Source organism: Alphaproteobacteria bacterium US3C007 (assembly GCA_034423775.1).
In the GTDB taxonomy this organism is placed as follows: domain Bacteria; phylum Pseudomonadota; class Alphaproteobacteria; order Rhodobacterales; family Rhodobacteraceae; genus Thalassovivens; species Thalassovivens spotae.
The window spans coordinates 2,224,146-2,248,337 of the sequence record CP139918.1 but is presented as its reverse complement, the minus strand read 5'-3'; the positions used below and the strand labels follow the sequence as shown (position 1 = coordinate 2,248,337).

The window sequence follows — 24,192 nt, the reverse complement described above, 5'->3', positions numbered from 1 at the left end:
CGCCACCTCAGGTTCCGGGCATAAATGTGGATACCCGCGCGTTCAAAACGGTGCATCAACATCCCCCATACGCACATAGACCGATTTCAACTGCGAATAATGCTCGATCGCGTTTTTCGAGTTTTCGCGCCCGATACCGGATAATTTCATACCGCCAAAAGGCGCCTCGATGGGGGCATCATTATATGAATTGATAAAGCAACTGCCCGCCTGCAATTTACCAATTACACGATGCGCGCGGCTTATATCACGGGTAAAAACCCCTGCAGAGAGGCCATATTCGGTGTTATTCGCACGCGCCACCACATCCCCCTCATCATCAAAATCCAAAACGCTGAGAACGGGCCCAAAGATTTCCTCGCGCGCGATCGTCATCTGATCGCTGACATCTGCAAACACGGTCGGCGCCAAATAATAGCCCGGGCGCTCAAGCCGCCGCCCGCCGCAGACCAGCCGCGCGCCCTCGGAAATACCTTGCGCGATAAACCCCTGAACAATCTGCATCTGCCGATCACTGACCAGCGGGCCAAAATTTGTGGTTTCATCGAGCGGATCGCCGATCACCGCCTGTTCAAGCCGCGCGCTTAAACGATCCAAAAACGCCTCTTTAATGGCCTTATGCACAAATACCCGCGTGCCATTGGAACAAATTTGACCTGACGAGTAGAAATTCGCCAGGATCGCCCCGCCAACGGCATTTTCCAAATCCGCATCTTCAAATATAATCAGCGGCGATTTACCCCCCAGCTCAAGCGTCACCTGCTTCAGACCCACGGCCGCGCTTTGGTAAACTTTGCGCCCCGTTGCCACCGATCCGGTGAGCGAAACTTTGTTGATGCGCGGATCCTGCAGCAACGCCGCCCCAACATCGCCCTGCCCTTGTACAACGTTGAACACGCCATCTGGCAAACCAGCTTCACTGAGGATTTCGGCGATTTTCAGCGCGCAAAGTGGCGTGGTTTCTGATGGTTTGAAAATCATCGCATTTCCGCAAGCCAAGGCTGGCGCAGCTTTCCAGCAGGCGATTTGGGTCGGGTAATTCCAGGCACCAATGCCAAGACAGATCCCCAAAGCTTCGCGGCGCGTATAGACCCAATCTTCGCCAAGCTGGATATGCTCTCCAGTCACATTTCCCGCCAAACCCCCGAAATATTCAAGCGCATCGGCGCCGCTGGTGGCATCCGCATAAAGCGTTTCCGAAAGCGGTTTGCCCGTATCATGGGTTTCCAGCACCGATAGTTCTCGGTTGCGGGCGCGGATCAGATCGGCAGCGCGGCGCAATACGCGCCCCCGTTCAGTGCCCGAGCGCGCCGCCCAGTCCTGCTGCGCGGCCTGCGCCGCGCCGAGCGCCTGCTCGATAATCTGATCCGTACCCGCGTGTATCTGTGCGATAACAGCCCCTGAAGCGGGGTATATCACGTCAAACCGCGACCCGCTTTTATCTTCAACATAGCGCCCACCGATAAAATGGCTTGCCGTTGGCTGCGTGCTAGACATGCATATCCCCCTTCAAAGCTGCGCGGAAAGCCCTAGCAGAAAAAGTGATATAGATAAATAAAAATTTATATGGCCATATTAATTTTGATATATTTCTTGAAATTTTACCCCAGCCAAGCCAGATAAACCCCATGGAAAGACGCAGCATTCGTGACATACGCAATTCAGAATTCATTCAAGCCACTTTGCAAGCGGTACAACAGAAAGGATTTCAGAATGTCACTTTAAGTGAAATCGCTGCCTATGCGAGCACCACAGCTGCCAGCATAACCTATCATTTTGGCAGCAAAGAAAACCTGCTGGAAGCTACGATGCGCCACTTACTCGAACTCTTGCGCCGTGAGGTCATCAACAATCTAAAAGAAGCCAAGACATCCAAACAACGCCTCCAAGCCGTTTTAACTGCAAACTTTTCCGATTCTCTCTTCACCAAAACCCATTGCAATGTCTGGGTGCAGTTTTGGTCAGCCGCGCCCTACCAACCCGCGCTGGCGCGGCTTCAAAAAATCAATCGCTCTCGCGTGGCCAGCCATTTGCGCCGCGAAACGCAGCTCCTGGTTGCTTCAGAGCGCCAACACATGGTGGAACAGGCCCTGCAGTCCTATATAGACGGAGTTTGGATAAGTGCGGCGCAATCCACGGCTGTGATAGACGCTAAAGCCGCGCGTACAGATATCAATAATTTATTGGATCTGCTCGTAAGCGCCGGCTAACCCCCTCTGGGAAAGCGCTGTTGGCTTTCCAAAATATTCAGATCCATATGGTTGCGCATATAGCGTTCAGAGGCATCTTGCAGCGGCTGGTAATCCCAAGGGTAATAGCCCCCCTTGCGTACCGCCTCATACACCACCAAGCGGCCCGCCTGGCTTTGTCGAACAGCGGCGTCAAAGGCGTTAAGATCCCAGCGCGCCTCGGATTTTGCCTTGAGCGACGCCACCGTGCCCTGATGCGCCGGCAGATTGGCCAAATTTACCCGCTCTTGCGGGTCCACCTCCAAATCAAACAACTGATCCGGATCCAGCAAACAGCGGTTATATTTCCAGCGCCCATAGCGCAAAGACACCAGCGGAGCATAAGAGCCTTCTGCCGCGTATTCCATCGCCACGGGCGCGCTGCGCGCTTGACCATGCGCCAGCGGCACCAAAGTTTCGCCGGCCGTCCAAGGCTGCAAAGCGTCAAGCGATATGCCAGCCAGATCGCAGAGCGTTGGGCAGACATCCAGCGTTGAAACCGGCTGGGTCAGCAGCCCCGAGGGCAGCTCTGGCGCCGATATCATCAAAGGCACCCGCGCAGACCCCTCATAAAAAGACATTTTAAACCACAAGCCCCGCTCACCCAGCATATCCCCATGATCTGAAACAAAAACAATATGGGCTTCTTGCTGCGTGGTTTCTAACACCTCTAAAATCTCACCAATTTTATCGTCAAGATAGCTGATATTGGCGAAATAGGCGCGGCGGGCGTCACGGATCATCGCCTCGCTCAAAGAATATGAGCGCCAATCATTGGCATCAAATAACCGTTGTGAATGCGGATCATGCTCGGCATAAGGAAGCGCTGCAACCGCGGGGCTGAGATGCGCGCAATCCTCATAAAGATCCCAGTATTTTTTGCGTGCAACGTAAGGATCATGTGGATGCGTAAAGCTAACGGTGAGGCACCAGGGGCGATCATCTTTGCCACGCGCCAGATCGTATAATTTACGGCAGCTTTGATAAGCAACCTCATCATCATATTCAAGCTGGTTTGAAATTTCACCGATCCCCGCACCCGTCACCGAACCCATATTGTGATACCACCAATCAATGCGCGTGCCAGGTTTGCGGTAATCCGGCGTCCACCCAAAATCAGCGGGGTAAATATCGGTGGTCAAACGCTCCTCAAACCCGTGCAACTGATCCGGACCAACAAAATGCATTTTGCCAGATAGGCAGGTTTGGTAGCCTGCCGCGCGCAAATGATGCGCATAGGTGGGTATAGAGGCTGCAAATTCAGCAGCGTTGTCATAGACCCCCGTTGTCGAGGGCAATTGCCCCGACATGAATGAGGCCCGCGCCGGCGCGCATAACGGGCTGGCGGTATAGGCATTGGCAAACCGCGCCGAGCGCTGCGCCAGGCGTTTTAAATGCGGCGCGTGCAGCCAGTCGGCAGGGCCGTCCGGAAACAGAGTTCCATTCAACTGATCAACCATAATAATTAGAATATTTGGGGAAGATGTCATGCAAGCGCCTCTTTCAGATACAGGTTACTCGGTCAGAGCCTCCAAAAGGTAAAAGCCTAGACTTTTGTAGCAGGAACTGGGGGGGTGCGCAGACGACGTTGCAAAACCGCCTCGCGCCAGCTGATAAAACTGACCGATGCCAAAATTGTGCCACCCCCAATCACCACCCATGGATCGAGCGGTTCGTCAAAAAACACCATCCCAACCGACACCGCCCAGACCAGCTGTAAAAACGTAACCGGCTGCGTGATGTTCACGGGCGCTGCAGCAAAGGCCAGCGTCATCGTGTAATGCCCCAATGTGGCAAAGCAGGCCACACCAAAAAGGATAAGCAAATCGTTAGTCGAGGGCGGAACCCAAACCATCCATGCCATCGGCGCCAGCCCCACCGTGACAAAGAGTGAAAGCATCACAACGATTGTACCCGCCGAAACTTGATCGCTGAGCCGTTTGGTTAACAAATAAGAGCAGGCAAAAAATACCGCAGCCAACAGCATCGCCAGATGCCCCATATCCACGCTGCGAATACCGGGGCGCAAAATAATCAAGGCCCCCACCAACGCAATGCCGACGGCGATCACCCGCCGCAACGCCAGTTTTTCGCCCAAAAATAACGCCGCCCCCAACGTCACATAAATCGGCGATAGGTAATTCATCGCCGTTACATCCGCCAAAGGAATCCGCGCCATCGCAAAAAACCATAAAAACACCGCCCCCACATGCGCCGCGCCGCGATACACAAAAAGCCGCATCAACGGCTGAGAAAAGTCGCTTTTGAAAACCGACCCCAGCATCGGCACCAGCAAGACCAAGCCCAAAGCATATCGCAAAAACGCCGCCTCAGCGGCGGGCATATCCGGCCCTAAATATTTCACCAAGGAGGTGACGCCCACAAACATAAGCCCCGTCACGATCATCCATAAGATGCCGCGTAAGGTCGATGAAGAAGAACGTTCGGTCATGGCGTTACTGAAAAGCTAAATAGCCCCAAAGCACAAGAGCTAATGAGACGCGAGCAGGCTGTAAGCGATTGCCCACATCACAAGCGCAATCCCGATGTCTAAAATCTGCCATGCGCGGGGATTGGCAAAAAATGGCGCCAAAAGACGCGCGCCGAAGCCCAATCCGAAGAAAAACGTAAAACTGGCTAGCATCGCCCCTAAACCAAAACCCAACGGGCTTTCAGATTGGTTCGCAATCCCCCCCAGCAAAATCACCGTATCAAGATATACATGGGGATTTAAAAAGGTCAGCGCCAAGCAGGTGAACAAGGCCGCCGATAAAGACATCACATCGCCCATTGCATCCAAAGCGTGATTGCCACGCCAAGCCGATATCATGCTGCGTATACCATAGGCGAACAGAAACAACGCCCCTGCAAAGCGGATCCAGCTCATAAGGTTGGGCAGGGCCTCCAAAAGAGTGCCCAAACCAAACACCCCCAGAAAAATCAACAGCGCATCAGAAGCCGCACAAAGCAACACGATCGGCAAAACAAAACGGCGCATCAACCCCGCCTTCAACACGAAGGCGTTTTGCGCTCCGATCGCAAGGATCAACGAAAAACCAAGGCCAAAGCCCAAAAAGAAAGGTTCGATCATGATATAGGTCTTGCGGAAATCATCCGCGACACAAGCCATAAAACACAAGGCAACACAACCGTAGAACAGCCCCCCCTACGCGATGGGGCTTGTGTAGCTTCCCGCTTTGGTATTGGGCGCATGCGACAGTAACCCGCGCCCGATCAAGGCCTTCAAACACCTGTGAAAGGTCGGCTGCGCCATGCCCAACAACAAAGCGTGCCTTTTAATATCAACAGATTTTGCAGTGCCACCCGCCAAATAAATTTCTGTGTAAGACGCATAGAACACGTCTTTTTCGTTTTGGGTCAATGCCCCAAGGCCCACTTCGTCTTCCAGACCCAAAAGCAGCTCGCGCATTTGCGCCATTTTAAAGTATCGTTGGGACATTATTCACCTGTCACAAATGCCAAATGACCGTTTGATCGATTTAATTGCCGAAACCATAAAAGTCTTAAAACCATACCTGAAGTCGATCAAAAAACTGTCTGACTTTCAATACAAAATTGTGTCAATTAAAAAGTTATCATAATGACTTAAGGAAATCTTTGCATTGACCCTGCACGACGGAAAGGCGCGCCAATTTTACCGGAAAACTGCTAAACTCGGTTTGGCCTCGCCTCAAAAAATGTATAATTTGTGAGCCAAAAATAAAGAACTGTCACTAATTTCTGACGCTGTACATAAAAGATTACACAACCAGCGAATGATGTCATAAAGATAATCGTTTCGCACGCAAAGCGCATTCAGCTCAAAAAAATAAACAACAAAGGACGCACAAACAAATTTTAAAGCGCGATTTCACCAATTTAACAGAATCGTGTCGAAATCCGATTATGCATTAGGTCAATATGAACGCCTCGATATCATATGTATCAAAAAGATACTCAATCAGAAGCTTCCAATTGCGCTATAACCTCATCACTGGCTTCAAAATTGGTTGTCACGCGCTGAACATCATCGTCATCCTCAAGCGCATCGATCAGCCTCATCAGCTTTTCCATCCCTTCAAGATCAAGCTCTGTGGTGGTTGTGGGTTTCCAAACCAGCTTGGTGGACAGGCTTTCGCCCAAATCATTTTCCAACATTTGCGCCACTTCATTCAGGCTGGTGTCTTCACACCAGATGAAATGCCCATCTTCTGAGCTTTCTACATCTTCCGCGCCCGCTTCCAGCGCCGCCATCATTACGCTATCATCATCACCGGCGGATACGGCGTAGCTCACCTGACCTTTGCGATCAAACATAAACCCTACCGAACCGGTTTCCCCCAAATTGCCGCCGTGTTTTCCGAAGGTCGAGCGCACATTCGATGCCGTGCGGTTTCTGTTATCGGTCATTGTTTCAACAATCACTGCCACGCCATTTGGGCCGTAGCCCTCATAACGGATTTCTTCATACTCATCCCCATCACCCGCAACCGATTTTTTAATCGCGCGCTCAATCACATCTTTTGGAACCGAATTTGATTTGGCTTCCTTAACAGCCAAGCGCAAACGGGGGTTTTTTTCAGGATCCGGATCCCCCATTTTGGCGGCTACGGTAATTTCTTTGGAAAGCTTCGAAAATAATTTTGAGCGCGCCGCATCTTGGCGCCCTTTGCGATGCTGAATGTTCGCCCATTTTGAATGGCCTGCCATTTTTCCCTCCGAAATTCGCTTATCTGCGCCTATATAGGTCAGGCTATCGCCGAGGGGCAAGCCACGAATCTGCAAAGTTTATCACCATGGGCCATGTCTCGGCAAAACAGGCTTAAAATCCCCAAAACCAGACCAGCCGCTTTAAAAGGGCCATAGTTTGGGAATAAACCAAGCCGATAAAAGCCCGATACTCAGATTGAGCGGCACACCAACGCGCAAAAAATCAGAAAACCGATATCCGCCGGGCCCGTAGACCAGCATATTGGTTTGATAGCCAATCGGCGTGGCAAAGCTGGCCGAAGCGGCCACCATCACCGCCACAACCAACGGCCGGGGATCAACGCCCAAATCATGCGCCAATGCAATTGCCAAAGGCGTGATGATCACAGCTACCGCATTATTTGACACCACTTCTGTGAGCAGCGAGGTCAGCAGGTAGAAGCACCAAATCAACAAGAAGGGCGACAGGCCCGCGATCGCGGGTGTCAGAGCCTTAACCACAAGTGCCACCGCGCCCGCATGGCCCAACCCGGCGCCTATGGTCAACATTGAAAATATCAAAACCAACAAGCGGCCCTGAACGAAAGCAAAGGCTTCCTCTGCGTCAATGGCCCGCGTCACAAGCAATATCGCGGCGGCCACCAAGCTAAGTACGAAAAGAGGTGCAAGGCCAAAACCGGCCATCAGCACCAAACCCAAAATCGTTCCAAATGCGATGGGCGCATGACGGCGGCGGAACGCTTGCACAGTCGGTTGAGAAATATCAACCACGGCAAATTCTTGTGCCAAACGTTTGATGTCTTCAGCAGCGCCTTCGAGCAGTAGCGTATCCCCCAAAGTGATAATAAGAGAGTGCAAATTTTGCGCTATATTCTGATTATGCCGATGCACAGCCAGCGTATAAACCCCAAAGCGCCGTCGCAAATGCAAATCGCTCAGCCTGCGCCCCAGCATTTGGCACCCAGGCGTAATTAATATTTCAACCGTTGTGGTTTCCACGGCAGAAACCTGATCCACCGCGCCTTTTCGCCTTAAGGTTTTTTCTTGCTGTAGCCCCAACAATTCCCCGATCGGAGAGCGTAAAACAACCCGGTCACCTGCGTTTAGCCGGATTGCCTTTAATCTATCACGCAACGAGGCGTTCTTGCGCAGCACATCGATCACCCGAACCCCTCGCCGGCGAAATAAGGCCACTTTTAAGACCGGCCTACCGATAAGCGCCGAGCCCGGCGGGATAAGCACTTCGCTGAAAAATTTCTTCTGCGTTTGATCTGATAATACATCCGCCAAACTGGCGCGTTCGGGCAAAAGCAACGGTGCGATAAACCGCAGATAAACCGCGCCCCAGATCACCAAGATTAAAGCCAAAGGTGTGATTTCAAAAAGCCCAAACCCCGCCAAACCCAAGTCACGGGCAACCCCATCCACCAATAAATTGGTGGACGTCCCCAACAGGGTCAACATGCCACCTAATATGGCTGTATAGGAAAGCGGAATAAGAACTTTACTGGCAGCAATATTCAGGCTTCGGGCCAATTGCACAAAGACCGGGATCATCACCACCACCACCGGCGTGTTCGACACCACCGCCGAAGATAACAACACGAATAGCAGTAGAAGGGCCAAAATGCCGCCAGGATGGCGCATTTTTCGGTTTTGAACAGCCGAAATCAACGCATCCAAAGCGCCCGTGCGCACCAAGGCGGCCACCACGATGAACATCGCGCCAATCGTCCAAGGCGCCGGGTTTGAAAACACTTGCAACGCGGTCTCATAGGGTAAAATACCCGTCACCAAAAAAAGCGCGGCACCGCTTAAAGCAATGACCTCACTGGGAAACCGCTCTTGCCAAAACATCACCAGCATCACCGCCACGATGCACAGCGAAAATCCCGCCGGCCATAAACCGGAAGAAAAAAAGACCATACGCGTCCTTTCAAACCCACTCAGCCGCGCCTTAGACCGTGTTTAACGGCGCGGCTGCACCAGAAACATACCAATCAGTATGGCAGATAATGCCGCCCATAAAAACAGGCTTGGTTGCTCATTCAGTAGAATAATCGCCCAGAAAACGGCAAAAATCGTAACGGCATAACTAACCTGTAGCGCGAAAACAGGCCCCGCCCGTTTCACCAACCACACATAGCTCGTATAGGCAAAAGCATGCAGCGTTGCCGAAGCGATCAAGGCAAGATCTGGCGCGCCCCATGGCAGGCGCGGGTCGATCCAATGCCCGCTGAGAAGCGCAAAAGGCAGCGTTGCAAGCGCTCCAAGACAGCTGGCGCCAAATAACGTGGCCACGGGGTTTAAGTTTTGAGTTCCAAACCGCGCAACATAATTGCCCTCAAACCCATAGCAAAGGGGCGCAATGACGGCTAAGAAAATAAATCCCACTTTTGAAGAGTCGGGCAAACGCGCCTCTGGCAGCACCAGCAACATCACACCACAGAGCCCAAAAAACAGCCCCAAGAGCCGGAATTTCGCAAAGGTTTCATTGCCCATCATCACGGCAATAGGAAAGCCGAACATGGGTACAGTGGCGATAATCACCGCTAAAAACCCCGCCGGCAAGTGGATAGCAGCCGTATAAGAGGCCGAATTTGGCGCAATGGTGCCCACGCAGGCGATGATTGCAAACAAGCGCAGCGCGCCGGGCGTAATGGTTAAGCTTTGACGCCGGACCAGTAAGACAATGCCCAAAACGCTGGCGCAAATCACCTGTTGCCAAAAAATAAGGCCAAAAAACAAATAGCCATCCGAGACAATTACTTTTGTCAGCGGGATCGTTAAACCCCAGGCGGAGCCAATGCTTAGCACCGCTAAATACGGCCAAATCCGTTCAATCATAAAGCCGCCGGTTGCAATTGACCGCCCACGCGGATCATCCTTACATTCTGCGCTTTTCCAGTGCTATCCTCAGTTTCCACGTAAAGCCCAGCAAGCGTGGCAGGTCCATCTGCCGGGCTGAACCGCGCCTTGGGCATACCCGTCACAAAGCGGCGCAAGGGTTCGGTTTTTTCCATCCCGATCACGCTGTTATAATCGCCGCACATGCCCGCATCGCTTTGATAGGCGGTGCCTTTGGGCAAGATCATCGCATCCGCGGTTGGAATATGCGTATGGGTGCCCACCACAACGCTGGCCCGCCCATCACAAAAATGCCCCATCCCCATTTTTTCAGAGGTTGCCTCGCAATGAATATCAACCAAGCTGGCCTGTATTTGCCCGCCCAAAGGATGACTACGCAACACCGCATCAATCGCCGAGAAAGGATCATCAAAGGGACGCTTCATAAACACCTGTCCCAAAACCTGCGCGACCAGAATTTTGCGCCCGCGCGCATCACTGAAAATACGCGCTCCGCGTCCCGGCGCGTTCTTGGCAAAATTTAAGGGGCGAATAATTCGTGGCTCTTTTTCGATAAATGCCAACATGTCTTTTTGATCAAATGCGTGATCGCCCAAAGTGATGCAATCTGCACCCGCGCCAAGCAATGCGCGCGCATGATCGGGGCTTAATCCATGGCCACTTGTGGCGTTTTCAGCGTTGACCACGGCAAAATCAATCTGCCACTCGGCTTTCAACCGCGGCAGTTTTTCAACCAGAGCTGCGCGACCTGCGCGCCCCATCACATCTCCAAGAAAAAGAAGCTTCATGCCGCCGTCCCTAGGGCCTCTGCCCTGAAAGCGCAAGCAAAAGCCGGCTATGAAAACTGATATTTCGCCCCGTAAGTGACCGGAAAATTAACAGAACGGGCGATAAAGCACTGCTCTGAAACGCGGTGGTGCAGCAGGTCGGCACGGCTGGGATCATCGCCGTTCGACAGCGTAATCTGCGGCCGTAACGTTGCCGCGACAAACCGACTGGCGCCATTAGCAAGCGTTTCACCCTGTGCAATGGGGTGATCTTGATACGCTTGAATACATAAGCCGGCCGCACTGGCCAGGTGCAGATACCATAACATATGGCAGGCGCTCAACGTTGAAATCAACAAATCCTCAGGATTATAAAGCGCAGGATCCCCACCCAAAATTGGATCATTCGAGCAGCTTATCACGGGTTTTCCGGGGCTGCATAAATCCCAACTGCGCGCATACCCGCGATAGGTTTTCGTGCCCTGCCCGCGGTTTCCCGTCCAAATTACCTGCGCCGTATAATCGTGAAGAACAGCCATTATTTTTCCTTTCAGTCAAGGCCGTTTGTCCAACGAGGTCACCGTCAAAACCACGCCAAAACTTAGATCATGCGCGCGCGCAGATCGATGACCTCATCCTCGGTTACGATTTGATCCAAAGGTTGGTCGGTTGCCTCCAATGGCAGGTGATCTGCCTGCTGCGCGCTATAGGCAAACCCAATGGCAAAAGTAGGTCGCTTTGCGCGTAACATCTCGAGCGTGCGGTCATAAAATCCACCGCCATAACCCAGCCGCCCCCCATTTCGATCAAAAGCGACAAGGGGCACGATCACCAGTTCCGGTTCGAAAAAATCATCATCAATCGGGATTTTGGCACCAAATGGCCCCTCCTTAAGCGCGCCCTCAGGATACCATTTTGAAAACCGCAAAGGATGGCCTTCGGCGGCAATCACCGGCACCCCAACCGGGCCATATCCAGCGGCTTCCGCCATCGCGGGGCGCGGATCAATTTCGGTGCGAATGGGCATGTACCCGGCCAAGGATACGCCGCGATATCCGGCCAAAACCGATGATAAGAGCCACGCGCAAGCGCCTATATCCCGAGCATGCGCCGATTTGCGCCGCGCAAAGGCAGCTTTGCGCGCGGCCCGTTTGCGCTCTGTCAAATCATTCATAACAAGATCCACCCTGCCAAACCCAAAAACGCCAGAAATCCCACAATATCGGTGACCGTGGTAACAAAAGCCCCAGAGGCCAACGCAGGATCAATGCCAAAACGCGCCAGCAGAACCGGAATGCCGGTGCCAGCCAAACCCGCAACAACCAAATTGATCACCATCGCTAACGCGATCACATATCCAAGCACGGGGGATCCGAACCAGATCACCCCGACCGAGCCCATTACCAACGCGAAAACCACCCCATTTAAAAGCCCCACAAGAACCTCTCGTCGCACCACCCGAACCAGATTTGAGCGGGTCAGATCTTTGGTCGCAATCGCACGCACCGCAACCGTCAGGCTTTGCGTGCCCGCATTGCCGCCCATCGAGGCCACAATGGGCATTAAAATCGCCAAAGCCACCAATTGCGCAAGCGCTGCTTCGAATTGCGCGATGACCACAGAGGCTAAAATAGCTGTAAACAGGTTCACCCCCAACCAAGGCAAGCGCTGCTTGGCCGTTTCCAAAACCGTATCGCTGAGGCTGCTTTCTCCAACCCCGGCCAGGCGCAAAATGTCTTCCTCATGTTCATGGTCAAGCACCATCATCGCATCATCAATCGTAATCATGCCGACAAGGCGCTGTTCATGATCCACAACAGGCGCAGAAATCAGATGATATTGATTGAACGCATAGGCAACTTCTGCTTCGTCTTGATCTGCCGGGATAACGCGAAACATCTCTTCCTTCAGGCTGACCAACGCGGTGCTACGCTTTGATGACATGATGCGCCCCAGCGTGACATTGCCCACCGGATGGAATTTTGGATCCACCAGAATCACATGATAAAACTGTTCTGGCAACTCCTCGGCTTTGCGCATGAATTCAATCGCATCGCCAACCGTCCAATAATCAGGCGCTGCAACCACTTCGCGCTGCATTAAGCGACCAGCGGAAAACTCTGGATAGGCCAGCGATTGTTCGACAGCCAAGCGATCTATATCATCCAAAGCGTCCAGAATGGCTTCTTGCTGCGGCGTTTCCAAATCTTCCAGAAGATCGACAACATCGTCGCTTTCCAGATCGCGCACCGCGTCGGCCAAAACCTCGGGTTTCAGAAGATTGATCACGTCTTCGCGAATGGCCTCATTCAGCTCAGACAGGATTTCACCATCAAATTCACGCTCATAAAGACGGATCAACCGCGCCCGATCATAGCCATCGATTTGTTCGAGCAAATCCGCGATATCCGCCGCGTGCAAAGGCTCCATCTGCGCAACCAGCTGATCACGATCTTCACGATCTACAGCGTCTAAAATACCCGCAACATCGCTTGGATTGAGCTCATAACTGCGATCAGGCTGCGCCACGTCTTGATCAGATAGGATGGTATGGTTTTGCATCATAAGCCCCCATAAACTATGCTCGTGATAGCTGAGAATAAAACAAAAGAGCAATGCAATAACGCGGTTTACCGGCCCTGATATGCAAATTATACAACTAGAGATGGATTTCAATCAAAAGGATCTTACGTGATCGCATCCTCACCTCAGCTGTTGCTAACAGGCCAAACGCTCAGTTTTAAAGCCGATCCCTTTGTAACAAAGGTCGAATCGGCCAGCGCCTTTGACAGCGCCGGCGGCGTGCTCATTGAAGCGGGAAGGATCCTTGCACAAGGCCCAGCTGCAGATTTACGCCGACACTACCCACAAGCGCAGGTCATCGATTATGGCGATAAGCTGATCATGGCGGGCTTTATCGACGCGCATGTTCATTATCCGCAGACCGCAATCATTGCCAGCTGGGGAAACCGCCTGATTGATTGGCTCAACCAGTATACATTTCCCGAAGAAATGCGATTTGGCGATGCGGCTTATGCACAACACAGCGCGGAGACGTATTTGGATCTGGCGCTCGCGCATGGCACGACCAGCCTGGCCAGTTTTTGTACCATTCATCCAAACAGCGTAGAGGCGCTGTTTGCCAGTGCGGACGCGCGCGGCATGGCCATCGTGGCGGGCAAAACCTGCATGGATCGCAACGCGCCCGAAGGCTTGCGCGACACGGCGCAAAGCGCCTATGATCAAAGCAAAGCTTTGCTGCAAACATGGCATGGGCAAGGCCGGGCGCGCTATGCCATCACGCCGCGGTTTTCACCCACCTCAACCCCCGCGCAACTGACCGCATTGGGGGCTTTATGGCAGGAATTTCCCGATTGCCTGATGCAAACCCATCTCAGCGAACAAATCGATGAAATCGCATGGGTGAAAGATCTCTTCCCCAATGCGCGCGATTATCTGGATACCTACGAGACATTCGGTTTGCTGGGCAAACGCGGCCTTTACGGGCATGCGATACATTTGCAGCCGCGTGAAAAAGCCCGGCTAAAAGAGGTTGGCGCGGCTTTGGTTCATTGCCCAACCTCAAACAGTTTCATCGGCTCGGGCCTCTTTGATATGCACGGCCTGGCAAATGCCGGGCAACGCATCGCTCTGGCAACCGATACCGGGGGTGGATCCAGCTTTTCCATGCTGCGCACTATGGCTGCGGCCTATGAGATCGGGCAACTAAACGGTCATCCTTTGCACCCGGCGCAATTGCTCTGGTTGGCCACGATGGGCTCCGCGCGCAGCCTGCATCTTGAACATGAAATCGGCAGCCTAACACCCGGAAAATATGCAGATCTGGTGGTTTTAGATTTGGCCTCAACCCCCGCAATCGCGCAGCGGCAAAGGCAAGCGAATGATCACTGGTCAAGCCTGTTTCCGACCATCATGATGGGCGATGATCGCGCCATCCATTCGGTGTGGATCAAAGGCGCAGAACGGCACAGCAAAACCAGTTAGGCGCGCCGCAGAGGCCTCTCTCAACCCCTATGCGTTGATAAGCTTTTGCACCAGACGGTTTTGATGCGCGATCAAAGCCTCTAAATCAGTGCTGCGCAGCTGGCCATCGCGCACAACAAAGCGCCCTTCCACCAGTAAATCCCGCACTTTATTGGGCCCCGAAAGAACCAACGCCGCAGGATCCCAGCTGCCCGCACTTTCCACGCCAGAAACATCCCAAATTGCAATATCCGCCCGTTTTCCGACCGCCAAGCGCCCACATTCGGGTCGGCCCAGCACATCTGCACCCCCGCGGGTTGCAATTTCCAACGCCTCGCGGGCACTCATCGCATCTGCGCCTTGCGACACCCTTTGCAGCAACATCGCTTGGCGCGCCTCATCCATCAAATTGCCCAAATCATTGCTGGCAGACCCGTCGACCCCCAATCCCACGGGCACCCGCGCATCGCGCATTTGGCGCAGCGGAGCAATCCCAGAGCCAAGGCGGCAATTCGAACAGGGGCAATGCGCCACACCGGTTTGGCTTTTTCCGAATAGGGCAATTTCTTTGGCATCCAATTTCACACAATGCGCGTGCCACACATCCGCACCTGTCCATCCCAGATCTTCAGCATATTGCCCTGGGCGACATCCAAATTTTTCAAGCGAATAGGCGATATCCTCATCATTTTCCGCCAAATGCGTGTGTAAAAATACCCCCTTATCGCGCGCCAAAAGCGCCGCGTCGCGCATTAAATCACGACTTACTGAAAAAGGGGAACAGGGCGCAATGCCCACCCTGAGCATGGATGCGGGAGAGGGATCATGGAACGCATCCACCACACGGATGCAATCTTCCAAAATCCACGCTTCCGTTTCAACCAAAGCATCAGGCGGTAAGCCGCCATCGCTTTCACCGATGCTCATCGCACCCCGGGTTGGAAAAAAGCGCAGGCCAATTTCCTGCGCCGCCTCAATCGTATCTTCCAGCCGCACACCGTTGGGGTATAAATACAAATGATCGGCGCTTAAACTGCAGCCAGACAATGCCAATTCGGCCAACCCCACCATCGCTGAAACGCGCATTTCTTCAGGCCCAAAGCGGGCCCAAATAGGGTAGAGCGTCTGCAGCCACCCAAACAACAATGCGTTTTGCGCGCCGGGCACCGCGCGGGTTAAGCTTTGATAGAGGTGGTGATGCGTATTGACCAAACCCGGCGTCACAACGCAGCCTTCGGCCTGCACCACCTCACAGTCAACGGGCGGCGCGTAATTCTGCGCGACGGCTATAATTTCTCCCTCATGTAAATGGATATCAGCGCCGTGCAATTCGCGTCGCGCATCATCCATGGTGAGGATGTAATCTGCATTTTTGATCAGGATGTCGCCCATGCGCGGCCTTTACAGGCGCGCGTTTTGCAGCAAGGGCAAAGCGGCTGCCATCAGCTCGGGCGTTGCCGCAGCGATAATTTGCCCGCCGTCATGCGCAGGACGCCCCTGCCAATTGCAAACGACCCCTCCAGCGGCTTCGATCACTGCGATCGGCGCTTGCACATCATAGGCGCTTAATCCGGCCTCGATCACCAAATCGATCTGCCCCGCCGCCAGCAAGGCATAGGCATAGCAATCTAAACCATAGCGTACCAATTTAACCTGTTTGGCCACCGCCTGAAAGCTGGCATGCTCGGCGCGGCTGCCAATTTCAGGAAAGGTGGAAAACAACAGCGCATCCTTCAAAGCGCGCGTAGAGCGCGTTTGCAAAGCCGCCGCCCCCAAAGGACCGGCCATCGTGTTCAGCCCCAAACCGCCGATAAAACGCTCTCCGATATAAGGTTGATCAATGACTCCAAAAAACGGGCCCGCCGCATCGCGCAGGGCAATCAAAACGCCCCAGGTTGGCGTTCCGCTCATGAAAGAGCGGGTGCCATCGATCGGATCAAGCACCCACGTTAACCCTGAGCTTCCAAAAGTTTCCCCGTATTCTTCACCCAAAATACCATCCTCTGGGCGTTGCGCTTCAAGGATGGCGCGCATCGCGCGCTCGGCGGCTTTATCCGCATGGGTCACAGGATCAAAGCCCTGATCGGCTTTATTTTCAAGCGCCAAGTTTGTTGACCGGAATAGCGGCAAAATTGCCGCTCTAGCCGCCTCAGCCAAGTCGACCGCCACGCGTTTTAGCTCTTCTTTATCTGCCGCAGAAAGAACCTCTCTGCTTACATACGCTTGTTCCATAATCAAACCCTTTCGCCCACAGGCGCTAGAGCATGATCACGCGAAAATCAAGCGACGTCGCTGAGCACCCGGGCAAGGTCAAACAATCTACGCCGTTGGTTTTCCGGTATCGCATAGTAAGAGCGCACCAAATCTAACGCTTCTTTATCGCCCATAAGATCTGACGGCATAGCGTCAGACTGAATTTTAACGCCTTTTTCTGCCTGCAACCCATCGAAGAAAAAATTAATCGAAACGTCTAAAGTGCTTGCGATATCCCATAGGCGCGATGCGCTTACACGGTTCGCACCGGTTTCATATTTTTGAATTTGTTGAAATTTAATCCCGACATGCTCTGCCAATTGTTGCTGCGTCATCCCCACCAGCCATCTACGCTGCCGGAGTCGCTTTCCAACATGTTCGTCAACAGGATGTGCCATTGAATATTCCTTTTTATAACAATTATGGAGGTTTAGACCTAAATACTCTGGCTAACCCTTAAATCATGAGATGGAGATTAACAGAACAGCCGCAAAATTCAAGCCCTTTTGTTACTTTAACGAATAAAATTTAAAATTCACTCTCTTTAAGGGAGAGTCGCCAAAGCGCTTAAAACTGGCTTTTAAAGCGGTCATCGCAACGCAAGCCGCACCCCCACCACCTTTGAAGCACAGCCCCGAGAAGCTATCTTTTTTGCGCAGGTCTTTCTAAGAAACCTCGCATTTTCCGAGCAAAGGGCAAATCTATTCAATTTTACAGAAACCACATAAGCCCGCTGAAACTCCCATAAGCCATGGCTCCTACTCGCTTTTCGGTGAGATGCAGAAACGGCCTGCCCGTTCTTTTGCCTGCAACACCCTGTAGCTGGTTCATGCCTTTAACCGCTCAGCACCTTGGAAGGTCGGAAAAGAGGGCTTAAAAAACGCATAAAGCCTTTAACTGGTGTTCAAAAAGACTCACTTCACACTATTTTTAACAAATCAGGAATTGATCTTACGCTAAGCCTTGAAAATTGGCTCATTCTCCCCAATATACCCCGTAATATGTTTTTCAGAATGGGGATCCCATCCTGTTCATTCGGCACTGGAGGTTAATTATGGCAGAATTTGAAACAATGCGCAGCACCGCAGCGGGTCGCGTCGGCGAAATCGACGAAGGCCTGCGCACGCATATGAACAAAGTATACGGGACAATGTCTGTTGGTATGCTGATTACAGCATTGGCCGCATGGGCCATTGCCGGTTTGGCAACCACGTCTGATCCCGCCTTGGCGGCTGGCCAGATGGCCAATGGCACGTTGCTCACGTCTTTCGGCGTTGCCATTTACACATCGGCTCTACGCTGGATTGTGATGCTGGCACCTTTGGGAATGATTTTTGGCTTTGGCGCCATTATGCAACGCGCTTCAGCCAGCGGCGCGCAGTTATTCTTCTTTCTTTTCGCCACATTAATTGGCGTCTCGCTGAGTTCGATCTTTGTGTTCTACACAACTTTCTCAATCGTGCAGACCTTTTTAGTCACCGCGATCGCTTTTGCAGGCTTGTCGCTTTGGGGTTACACCACGAAGAAAGACATTTCGGGCTGGGGCTCTTTTCTGATCATGGGCGTAATCGGCATTTTTGTAGCGATGATCGTCAATATGTTTCTCGGCTCTCCCGCGATAATGTTTGCGATTTCGGTTCTGGGCGTTTTGATCTTTGCCGGCCTAACCGCCTATGACACACAGAATATCAAAAATACCTATTTGGCGCATGCGCATCATGGCGATCAGGAATGGTTGGATAAATCAGCGATTCACGGCGCGCTAAATCTTTATTTGGATTTCCTCAACATGTTCCAGTTCTTGCTGATGTTCATGGGCAACCAAGAATAAGCAAGCGCTACTTTTATACAAGAAAAGGCCGCGGTTCGCTTCGCGGCCTTTTTTATGCGATCTGAATAAATCGACGGGTCGAACCATCAACCGTAACAAAAAAACCACTCAGAAGTCTGAGTGGTTTTTTTGTCAGTTAAAAGGGCAAGGCCTGCTTATTTGATCTTGCCTTCTTTATATTCAACATGCTTACGCACAACCGGATCGTATTTACGAACGATCATCTTCTCAGTCATTGTGCGGGCGTTTTTCTTGGTCACATAAAAATGGCCAGTGCCTGCGGTAGAATTCAGGCGGATTTTAATAGTGGTTGGCTTGGCCATGAAACGTCTCCTGAAGCGGGGGATCAAACACCCGTAAAACTCTGTAGAATGTGCCTTTTAGCGATGCTGAGGCTGCTGTCAACCGGGACCGCGCATATTTTCCGCGGCGCATCCAGATCAAAGCAAACGCGCGGAGAACCTATAAGCCGGATTCTGTCCAGAGGTTGCCCTCTTGGATGATCATTCCTCTTAGCCCAAGGTTGCCCCTGCGCCTCTAGCTGCCAACCCGAACCCTACAGGCCAAAGATGCCCGGTGGTGATATCGAAAAGACGATCAACCCACCTGAGGTTCCTATTTGGCATTGCTCCTGGTGGGGCTTGCCATGCAAGACCTGTTACCAGGCCCCCGGTGGGCTCTTACCCCACCCTTTCACCCTTACCTACGACCAGCGCAGGCGGTTTGCTTTCTGTTGCGCTATCCGTCGGGTTACCCCGCCCGGGCGTTACCCGGCACCATTTCTTTGTGGAGTCCGGACTTTCCTCGACCCCGAAGGGCCGCGATCATCCAGTTCTCCGCGCACAGGTGCAGTAGGCGCGAAAAGCGACAAGGTCAATTGCAAAGCGCATTCAAAGCGGCCAGCAGCGCAAAATCAAAGCGGCTTAAAGGGCCGCTGCGATGGGGTGCGAAATGCTGCCGAAGCGACGATAAAATTTGTTCCACACCAAGACTTGGATCATATCCATAATCTGCAGCCTGTTTTACAAACTGTGCGCAAAGGCGCGGATCATCTTTACCCATCACCGGATCCATCTCGACGGCCTCATTCAAATGCCAGGTTTTAAGATCCGGCCAAACACCAACCCCGCTGAGCGCCAATCTGCGCCAATCAAACCGCGCACCAGGATCGGTTTTTCGGCCAATCGCAACGTCAGAATGCCCCAGAACCCGATGCGCCGGAATATTGTTACGCCCAGCGATATCGCCACAAAGCGCAATAAGCGCGCGCATTTGTTTATTGGAAAACGGATGATCGCCGCGATTATCAAGCTCAATACCAATCGATCGGCTGTTTATATCGGTTTCACCGGCCCAGAAACTGCGCCCGGCATGCCAAGCACGCTGGCTTTCGCACACCAGTTGGAGAACTCGGCCATCCAATGTGATCAGATAATGCGCCGACACCTCATGGATCGGATCGCATAAGCGCTGCAGCGCGGCCTCGGCGCTTTGCATCGCCGTGTAATGCAACAGCAAAAGATCGATCGAGCCTCCTGCGCGACGTGGGCCAAAATTTGGCGAGGCCCTGACATCCGCAAAAGGGGCGCCAATCATCCCGACGATCCGGCCAAGCGAAACGGCGTTGGATCCCAAGAGCAGGCAAACCCATCGCCATCCGGATCAAGACCCATCCAATCCACTTTCGGACCGCTGCGCTTTAAAAACAACTGCTGGGCTTCGCTTGGCGACGCATAAAAGTTACAGCTCCGCAGATACAGCTCTTCGTTGTAAAGGCCAGAGCGGCGATAGATTTGCACCCCAACCGGGTTGGTCGTACGCAAAGCGTATTCGATGATGCTGATCTCATTTGTGCCCGGGCGCACGGGCAAATCAGTGGGCTCAATCAAAACATATTTCGCGCGACTTTCGGCCAAGCGCTTGGCATCGCTTTCGATCGATTGACGGGCAGCGACCGCCTCAAAATCATTTTCATCCGACAGCGAGGTCGTGTCAACCGAAGCAGCCGCGCCTGTTGGGTCATCAACCTCAACCCCTGAGGCGGGCGCCAAGCTTTGTTGTTCAACAGCCATCGGAGAGGGCAGCGGCAGCACCGAGGCCGCATTTGGCGTCGGGTTTTGCCCAATCTCAACTGGCTCGCAGGCGCCAAGAAGCGCCAAGGCGCCGCTGGCGGCTAAAGCTCTGATCAAAAAGGGTTCCGACATTAACAGCGATCCTGCATCATAAGGCCCACCAATTCTGCGGTTTATGCGCAAAACCAGAAGCCTGTTCCAGAGCGTATGCAGAATTTAGCAAATCTGCTTCCTCCCAGGGGCGACCAATCAGCTGCAGCCCCAGCGGCAAGCCCTGTTTGTCCAATCCGGCGGGCACCGAAATCCCCGGCAAGCCGGCCAAGTTCACGGTGACCGTAAACACATCATTAAGATACATTTCCAAAGGATCCGCATCCGCCATACCGCCAAGCGCAAACGCCGCAGAGGGCGTGGTCGGGGTTAAAATACTATCGATACCCGTTGCAAAAACATCGTCAAAATCTTTTTTGATCAAGGCGCGTACTTTGCGCGCACGGTTGTAATACGCATCATAAAACCCTGCGGATAGCACATAAGTTCCCACCATGATCCGGCGCTGCACTTCCGGGCCAAAGCCTTCCGCGCGGGTTTTTTCATACATCTCCGTAATGCCATCGCCCGCCGCCAAAGCCGCCCGATGCCCAAAGCGAACACCATCATAACGCGCCAGGTTTGACGACGCTTCTGCTGGCGCAATCACGTAATAGCTTGGCAGCGCATATTGCGTATGCGGCAAGCTGATATCGATCATTTCTGCCCCAGCAGATTTCAACATATCTTGGCCTTCTTGCCATAAAGCCTCGATCTCATCCGGCATGCCATCCATCCGATATTCGCGCGGGATACCGATTTTTTTGCCCCGAATATCCCCATTCAACATCGCTTCGAAATTTGGCACGGCCAGATCAGCGCTGGTGCTGTCTTTGGGATCATGGCCAGACATGGCCTCAAGCATAATCGCCGCATCCCGCACTGTTTTCGTCATTGGGCCTGCTTGATCAAGCGAACTGGCAAAGGACACAATACCCCAACGCGAACAGCGCCCATATGTTGGTTTAATCCCGACAGTGCCGGTAAATGCAGCAGGTTGGCGGATCGACCCTCCGGTATCGGTTCCGGTAGCGGCCAAACAAAGATCTGCCGCCACGGCCGCGGCGGAGCCGCCAGAGGATCCACCCGGGGTGAGCGCCTGCTCACCCAGTTTCCAGGGGTTGAGTACGTCGCCATAGATCGAGGTTTCGTTTGAACTGCCCATCGCGAACTCATCCATGTTGAGCTTGCCCAACATAACGGCACCGCTATCGCGCAATTTCTGGCTAACCGTGCTTTCATATTCGGGCTTAAAACCCTCTAAAATTCGGCTTGCCGCTTGACTGGCTACGCCTTTGGTACAGAATAAATCTTTGATGCCGATCGGCAAACCGCACATATCCGGCGCCTCCCCGGAGGCCAGCTGCTCATCCGCTGCCCGTGCCAAATCCAACGCCAACTCGGGCGTTTTGTGAACAAACGCGCCCAGCGCATCAGCGCCCTCAATCGCGCTTAGACAAGCTTCGGTCAGTTCAACCGAAGTGACCTGTTTCGCGCGCAGCGCATCGCGGGCCTGCGCCAAACTCCATGCGTTCATCTCACTCATTATTCAACCACCTTTGGAACCGCAAAAAACCCTTCACGCGCGTCTGGCGCATTGGCCAATACCTGCATTTGCTGATCACCATCATTCACCTGATCCGCGCGTCGTTTCAAACGCTGCGGAGTGACCGAGGTCATGGGCTCAACCCCGCTGACATCCACCGCATTTAATTGCTCGATGAATCCCAAAATCGCATTAAATTCCTCAGCCAAGGCGGGCAAAGCCGCTTCGTCCACTTTTATTCTGGCCAATTTTGCCACTTTTGCGGCTGTTGCAGTATCGATCGCCATCGACCTCTCCATATTCTTTCCCCGAGGGGTTTAGCGCCGCAGGCCTCTGCCTGCAAGCATCTGCTGACAGCATCAACGGAAAAGCCAGAGTGCCCTTTCGGCTGCGCCCCCAACGAAACGTCAAATCGCCGATCCAAACGCTGAACCCGAACACCTTGTATTTTTTGTAAGAACGAACCCACAGCAACCGTTGGGCGCGTATGCCGCTTTTCAAAATTTCATGCAAAGCGGGCAGTATAGATCAGCGGTTTAGCCCATCCGGCCACACCACACGCGCGCGCCCAAATTGCAATCTCGTTGGCCAAGACCGGCCTTGCACCAAAAGCGGGAGTTACCCGCGCTGCTGCAATTGCCAGGTTAAATTTGCCTTCACGCTCGGCCATTCGGTTGCAATGATCGAATACACGGCGCTGTCTCGATAGCTGCCATTGGCCATAATCATATTGTTGCGCAAAATCCCATCCTGCTTGGCGCCAAGGCGCTCAATCGCCCGCCGGCTTTGTAAATTCATCGCATGGGTTCGAAATTCCACGCAAATGCAATTTAATTGTTCAAACGCGTATTTTAGGAGCAGCCATTTACATTCGGTATTTACCGCGCTGCGCTGGATAGATTTTCGCAGCCAGGTTGATCCAATTTCCAACCTGCGCTGCGATTGTTCAATATTCATATAGGTTGTCATACCAACGCAGCGCTGCGTCTTCAGGTTTTTGACGGCAAAAGGGTACATTAAGCCTTTCCGCTGCAAGTCTAAGCGCCGGCTGATCTCTGCGCGCATCTCGCCAGCAGAGGGAATGGTTGTGTACCATAATTTGTGCAAATCACCATCTTGAACCGCCTCAACCAGATCTTCGTGATGGGCCATCGACAAAGGTTCCAGCGCGGCAACTTTGCCCGTAAGGGCAATATCTTCTTCGCAAAGTCGCATCGATTATCCTTCCATTCTTCCAGGTTCACCACCGCGCTGCGCCGAGATAGACGCCCAACCCGCCTTTCGTAACACCCAGTCTTGCTATTTTGCCCAGCTTAAGGGCGGCGCGCGATCTGCATGTCCTTGCGCACGCGCTGCGTAAAATTTCATCCAAAGGCAAATCGGTGCTTTCCTCTGCGCGTAATATTGCAAATACTGCCCCGTATCGAAACCCCATACTCGCGCTAAAGGAAAAGACATGTCAGACATAACACGAATCGCAACAGGGCAACGTATGAGCCAAGCTGTGGTACATGGCAGCACCATTTATTTGGCAGGCCAAGTCGGAACTCCGGGCACATCAGTCACCGAACAAACCCAAGAAATTCTTGATAAAGTTGACAGTTTACTAGAGCAGACGGGCTCGGATAAAACGCGCATTTTAAGCGCCACGATCTGGATGGCTTCTATGGATGATTTCGCGGATATGAACGCGGTCTGGGATGCTTGGGTGCCCGAGGGCCACGCCCCGGCAAGGGCCACGGGCGAATCTGCCCTTGCGACCCCCAAGCACCTGGTTGAGGTGATTATAATCGCCGCAAAAGCCTAACTGCTATTGCTCCAAAGCCACCCAAGCCGCTGCTTC

General features: G+C 52.9%; 25 protein-coding genes and 1 other RNA gene. 4 read left to right on the top strand and 22 right to left on the bottom strand.

The annotated features are described in order from the left end of the window. Window positions 1-42 precede the first annotated feature (42 nt). Window positions 43-1,497, bottom strand: coding sequence for a betaine-aldehyde dehydrogenase (gene betB, locus UM181_10790; protein WQC61819.1), 1,455 nt, complete (start codon window positions 1,495-1,497; stop codon window positions 43-45). Window positions 1,498-1,628: 131 nt separating this feature from the next. Here betB and betI point away from each other — a divergent pair, with 131 nt between their 5' ends. Further along, window positions 1,629-2,210: a transcriptional regulator BetI gene (gene betI / locus UM181_10785; protein WQC61818.1), complete on the top strand. Its 582-nt coding sequence runs from the start codon at window positions 1,629-1,631 to the stop codon at window positions 2,208-2,210. Here betI and betC read toward each other — a convergent pair. The 11 genes from betC to mgtE all read right to left on the bottom strand — a co-directional run bounded on the left by betC (window position 2,207) and on the right by mgtE (window position 13,135). After that, window positions 2,207-3,718 (bottom strand): choline-sulfatase, encoded by a 1,512-nt coding sequence (gene betC / locus UM181_10780; GenBank protein WQC61817.1) that lies wholly within the window; start codon window positions 3,716-3,718, stop codon window positions 2,207-2,209. The two genes, betI and betC, sit on opposite strands and share 4 nt — an antisense overlap. A 56-nt stretch (window positions 3,719-3,774) precedes the next feature. Next, the gene (locus UM181_10775; protein WQC61816.1) at window positions 3,775-4,680 is read right to left on the bottom strand and encodes a DMT family transporter; all 906 of its coding nucleotides are present in this window, start codon (window positions 4,678-4,680) and stop codon (window positions 3,775-3,777) included. Window positions 4,681-4,719: 39 nt separating this feature from the next. Continuing rightward, complete coding sequence (locus UM181_10770; protein ID WQC61815.1) at window positions 4,720-5,319, bottom strand: LysE/ArgO family amino acid transporter; 600 nt, start codon at window positions 5,317-5,319, stop codon at window positions 4,720-4,722. 75 nt (window positions 5,320-5,394) lie between these two features. Next, on the bottom strand, window positions 5,395-5,688 hold the full coding sequence (locus UM181_10765; protein ID WQC61814.1) for a hypothetical protein: 294 nt from the start codon (window positions 5,686-5,688) through the stop codon (window positions 5,395-5,397). 497 nt (window positions 5,689-6,185) lie between these two features. Next, complete coding sequence (locus tag UM181_10760) at window positions 6,186-6,938, bottom strand: YebC/PmpR family DNA-binding transcriptional regulator (GenBank protein WQC64736.1); 753 nt, start codon at window positions 6,936-6,938, stop codon at window positions 6,186-6,188. Window positions 6,939-7,079: 141 nt separating this feature from the next. Then, window positions 7,080-8,864 carry an SLC13 family permease gene (locus UM181_10755; GenBank protein WQC61813.1) on the bottom strand — a complete coding sequence of 595 codons (1,785 nt, stop codon included), beginning with the start codon at window positions 8,862-8,864 and terminating at the stop codon, window positions 7,080-7,082. Between the two features lie 42 nt (window positions 8,865-8,906). Continuing rightward, complete coding sequence (locus tag UM181_10750) at window positions 8,907-9,785, bottom strand: DMT family transporter (protein WQC61812.1); 879 nt, start codon at window positions 9,783-9,785, stop codon at window positions 8,907-8,909. Beyond that, the gene (locus UM181_10745) at window positions 9,782-10,594 is read right to left on the bottom strand and encodes a TIGR00282 family metallophosphoesterase (protein ID WQC61811.1); all 813 of its coding nucleotides are present in this window, start codon (window positions 10,592-10,594) and stop codon (window positions 9,782-9,784) included. The genes UM181_10750 and UM181_10745 overlap by 4 nt, the downstream gene beginning before the upstream one ends. 47 nt (window positions 10,595-10,641) lie before the next feature. Next, on the bottom strand, window positions 10,642-11,112 hold the full coding sequence (locus tag UM181_10740) for an OsmC family protein (protein ID WQC61810.1): 471 nt from the start codon (window positions 11,110-11,112) through the stop codon (window positions 10,642-10,644). 62 nt (window positions 11,113-11,174) lie between these two features. Beyond that, complete coding sequence (locus UM181_10735) at window positions 11,175-11,747, bottom strand: 5-formyltetrahydrofolate cyclo-ligase (GenBank protein ID WQC61809.1); 573 nt, start codon at window positions 11,745-11,747, stop codon at window positions 11,175-11,177. After that, window positions 11,744-13,135: a magnesium transporter gene (mgtE, locus tag UM181_10730; GenBank protein ID WQC61808.1), complete on the bottom strand. Its 1,392-nt coding sequence runs from the start codon at window positions 13,133-13,135 to the stop codon at window positions 11,744-11,746. Before mgtE ends, UM181_10735 begins: the two co-directional genes overlap by 4 nt. A gap of 129 nt (window positions 13,136-13,264) precedes the next feature. On the opposite strand from mgtE, the gene guaD reads away from it, so the two are divergent. Continuing rightward, complete coding sequence (gene guaD / locus UM181_10725) at window positions 13,265-14,578, top strand: guanine deaminase (protein ID WQC61807.1); 1,314 nt, start codon at window positions 13,265-13,267, stop codon at window positions 14,576-14,578. Between the two features lie 27 nt (window positions 14,579-14,605). Here guaD and UM181_10720 read toward each other — a convergent pair whose 3' ends face one another. Genes UM181_10720 through UM181_10710 form a run of 3 tightly spaced genes read right to left on the bottom strand, consistent with a single transcriptional unit; the run spans window position 14,606 to window position 17,208 of the window. After that, window positions 14,606-15,949 carry an 8-oxoguanine deaminase gene (locus UM181_10720; GenBank protein WQC61806.1) on the bottom strand — a complete coding sequence of 448 codons (1,344 nt, stop codon included), beginning with the start codon at window positions 15,947-15,949 and terminating at the stop codon, window positions 14,606-14,608. A gap of 9 nt (window positions 15,950-15,958) precedes the next feature. Further along, entirely contained in the window at window positions 15,959-16,789 is an 831-nt protein-coding gene (hisN, locus tag UM181_10715) for a histidinol-phosphatase (GenBank protein ID WQC61805.1), read from the bottom strand. A gap of 47 nt (window positions 16,790-16,836) precedes the next feature. Then, window positions 16,837-17,208 (bottom strand): helix-turn-helix transcriptional regulator, encoded by a 372-nt coding sequence (locus tag UM181_10710; protein ID WQC61804.1) that lies wholly within the window; start codon window positions 17,206-17,208, stop codon window positions 16,837-16,839. Between the two features lie 656 nt (window positions 17,209-17,864). Here UM181_10710 and UM181_10705 point away from each other — a divergent pair. Further along, window positions 17,865-18,641, top strand: coding sequence for a Bax inhibitor-1/YccA family protein (locus UM181_10705; GenBank protein ID WQC61803.1), 777 nt, complete (start codon window positions 17,865-17,867; stop codon window positions 18,639-18,641). Between the two features lie 155 nt (window positions 18,642-18,796). Here UM181_10705 and rpmG read toward each other — a convergent pair whose 3' ends face one another. The 7 genes from rpmG to UM181_10670 all read right to left on the bottom strand — a co-directional run bounded on the left by rpmG (window position 18,797) and on the right by UM181_10670 (window position 23,564). Beyond that, a complete protein-coding gene (gene rpmG / locus UM181_10700; protein WQC61802.1) occupies window positions 18,797-18,964 on the bottom strand; it encodes a 50S ribosomal protein L33 in 168 nt (55 codons plus the stop codon). A gap of 126 nt (window positions 18,965-19,090) precedes the next feature. Next, window positions 19,091-19,481, bottom strand: an RNA gene (gene rnpB, locus UM181_10695) — RNase P RNA component class A. Window positions 19,482-19,514: 33 nt separating this feature from the next. After that, window positions 19,515-20,276, bottom strand: coding sequence for an N-acetylmuramoyl-L-alanine amidase (locus UM181_10690; protein WQC61801.1), 762 nt, complete (start codon window positions 20,274-20,276; stop codon window positions 19,515-19,517). Next, a complete protein-coding gene (locus tag UM181_10685; protein ID WQC61800.1) occupies window positions 20,234-20,845 on the bottom strand; it encodes a hypothetical protein in 612 nt (203 codons plus the stop codon). The genes UM181_10690 and UM181_10685 overlap by 43 nt, the downstream gene beginning before the upstream one ends. A gap of 16 nt (window positions 20,846-20,861) precedes the next feature. Beyond that, window positions 20,862-22,349, bottom strand: a complete 1,488-nt coding sequence (gene gatA, locus UM181_10680; protein ID WQC61799.1) for an Asp-tRNA(Asn)/Glu-tRNA(Gln) amidotransferase subunit GatA — start codon at window positions 22,347-22,349, stop codon at window positions 20,862-20,864. Beyond that, window positions 22,349-22,636: an Asp-tRNA(Asn)/Glu-tRNA(Gln) amidotransferase subunit GatC gene (gene gatC, locus UM181_10675; protein ID WQC61798.1), complete on the bottom strand. Its 288-nt coding sequence runs from the start codon at window positions 22,634-22,636 to the stop codon at window positions 22,349-22,351. Before gatC ends, gatA begins: the two co-directional genes overlap by 1 nt. A gap of 331 nt (window positions 22,637-22,967) precedes the next feature. Beyond that, complete coding sequence (locus tag UM181_10670; protein ID WQC61797.1) at window positions 22,968-23,564, bottom strand: GNAT family protein; 597 nt, start codon at window positions 23,562-23,564, stop codon at window positions 22,968-22,970. Window positions 23,565-23,805: 241 nt separating this feature from the next. On the opposite strand from UM181_10670, the gene UM181_10665 reads away from it, so the two are divergent. After that, the gene (locus UM181_10665; protein ID WQC61796.1) at window positions 23,806-24,156 is read left to right on the top strand and encodes a RidA family protein; all 351 of its coding nucleotides are present in this window, start codon (window positions 23,806-23,808) and stop codon (window positions 24,154-24,156) included. Window positions 24,157-24,192 lie beyond the last annotated feature (36 nt).

Bases quoted from the DNA above. Each gene is read 5' to 3' on its own strand.
- betB (WQC61819.1), bottom strand. From the start codon at position 1,497: ATGTCTAGCACGCAGCCAACGGCAAGCCATTTTATCGGTGGGCGCTAT.
- betI (WQC61818.1), top strand. From the start codon at position 1,629: ATGGAAAGACGCAGCATTCGTGACATACGCAATTCAGAATTCATTCAA.
- betC (WQC61817.1), bottom strand. From the start codon at position 3,718: ATGACATCTTCCCCAAATATTCTAATTATTATGGTTGATCAGTTGAAT.
- UM181_10775 (WQC61816.1), bottom strand. From the start codon at position 4,680: ATGACCGAACGTTCTTCTTCATCGACCTTACGCGGCATCTTATGGATG.
- UM181_10770 (WQC61815.1), bottom strand. From the start codon at position 5,319: ATGATCGAACCTTTCTTTTTGGGCTTTGGCCTTGGTTTTTCGTTGATC.
- UM181_10765 (WQC61814.1), bottom strand. From the start codon at position 5,688: ATGTCCCAACGATACTTTAAAATGGCGCAAATGCGCGAGCTGCTTTTG.
- UM181_10760 (WQC64736.1), bottom strand. From the start codon at position 6,938: ATGGCAGGCCATTCAAAATGGGCGAACATTCAGCATCGCAAAGGGCGC.
- UM181_10755 (WQC61813.1), bottom strand. From the start codon at position 8,864: ATGGTCTTTTTTTCTTCCGGTTTATGGCCGGCGGGATTTTCGCTGTGC.
- UM181_10750 (WQC61812.1), bottom strand. From the start codon at position 9,785: ATGATTGAACGGATTTGGCCGTATTTAGCGGTGCTAAGCATTGGCTCC.
- UM181_10745 (WQC61811.1), bottom strand. From the start codon at position 10,594: ATGAAGCTTCTTTTTCTTGGAGATGTGATGGGGCGCGCAGGTCGCGCA.
- UM181_10740 (WQC61810.1), bottom strand. From the start codon at position 11,112: ATGGCTGTTCTTCACGATTATACGGCGCAGGTAATTTGGACGGGAAAC.
- UM181_10735 (WQC61809.1), bottom strand. From the start codon at position 11,747: ATGAATGATTTGACAGAGCGCAAACGGGCCGCGCGCAAAGCTGCCTTT.
- mgtE (WQC61808.1), bottom strand. From the start codon at position 13,135: ATGCAAAACCATACCATCCTATCTGATCAAGACGTGGCGCAGCCTGAT.
- UM181_10720 (WQC61806.1), bottom strand. From the start codon at position 15,949: ATGGGCGACATCCTGATCAAAAATGCAGATTACATCCTCACCATGGAT.
- hisN (WQC61805.1), bottom strand. From the start codon at position 16,789: ATGGAACAAGCGTATGTAAGCAGAGAGGTTCTTTCTGCGGCAGATAAA.
- UM181_10710 (WQC61804.1), bottom strand. From the start codon at position 17,208: ATGGCACATCCTGTTGACGAACATGTTGGAAAGCGACTCCGGCAGCGT.
- UM181_10705 (WQC61803.1), top strand. From the start codon at position 17,865: ATGGCAGAATTTGAAACAATGCGCAGCACCGCAGCGGGTCGCGTCGGC.
- rpmG (WQC61802.1), bottom strand. From the start codon at position 18,964: ATGGCCAAGCCAACCACTATTAAAATCCGCCTGAATTCTACCGCAGGC.
- UM181_10685 (WQC61800.1), bottom strand. From the start codon at position 20,845: ATGTCGGAACCCTTTTTGATCAGAGCTTTAGCCGCCAGCGGCGCCTTG.
- gatA (WQC61799.1), bottom strand. From the start codon at position 22,349: ATGAGTGAGATGAACGCATGGAGTTTGGCGCAGGCCCGCGATGCGCTG.
- gatC (WQC61798.1), bottom strand. From the start codon at position 22,636: ATGGCGATCGATACTGCAACAGCCGCAAAAGTGGCAAAATTGGCCAGA.
- UM181_10670 (WQC61797.1), bottom strand. From the start codon at position 23,564: ATGCGACTTTGCGAAGAAGATATTGCCCTTACGGGCAAAGTTGCCGCG.
- UM181_10665 (WQC61796.1), top strand. From the start codon at position 23,806: ATGTCAGACATAACACGAATCGCAACAGGGCAACGTATGAGCCAAGCT.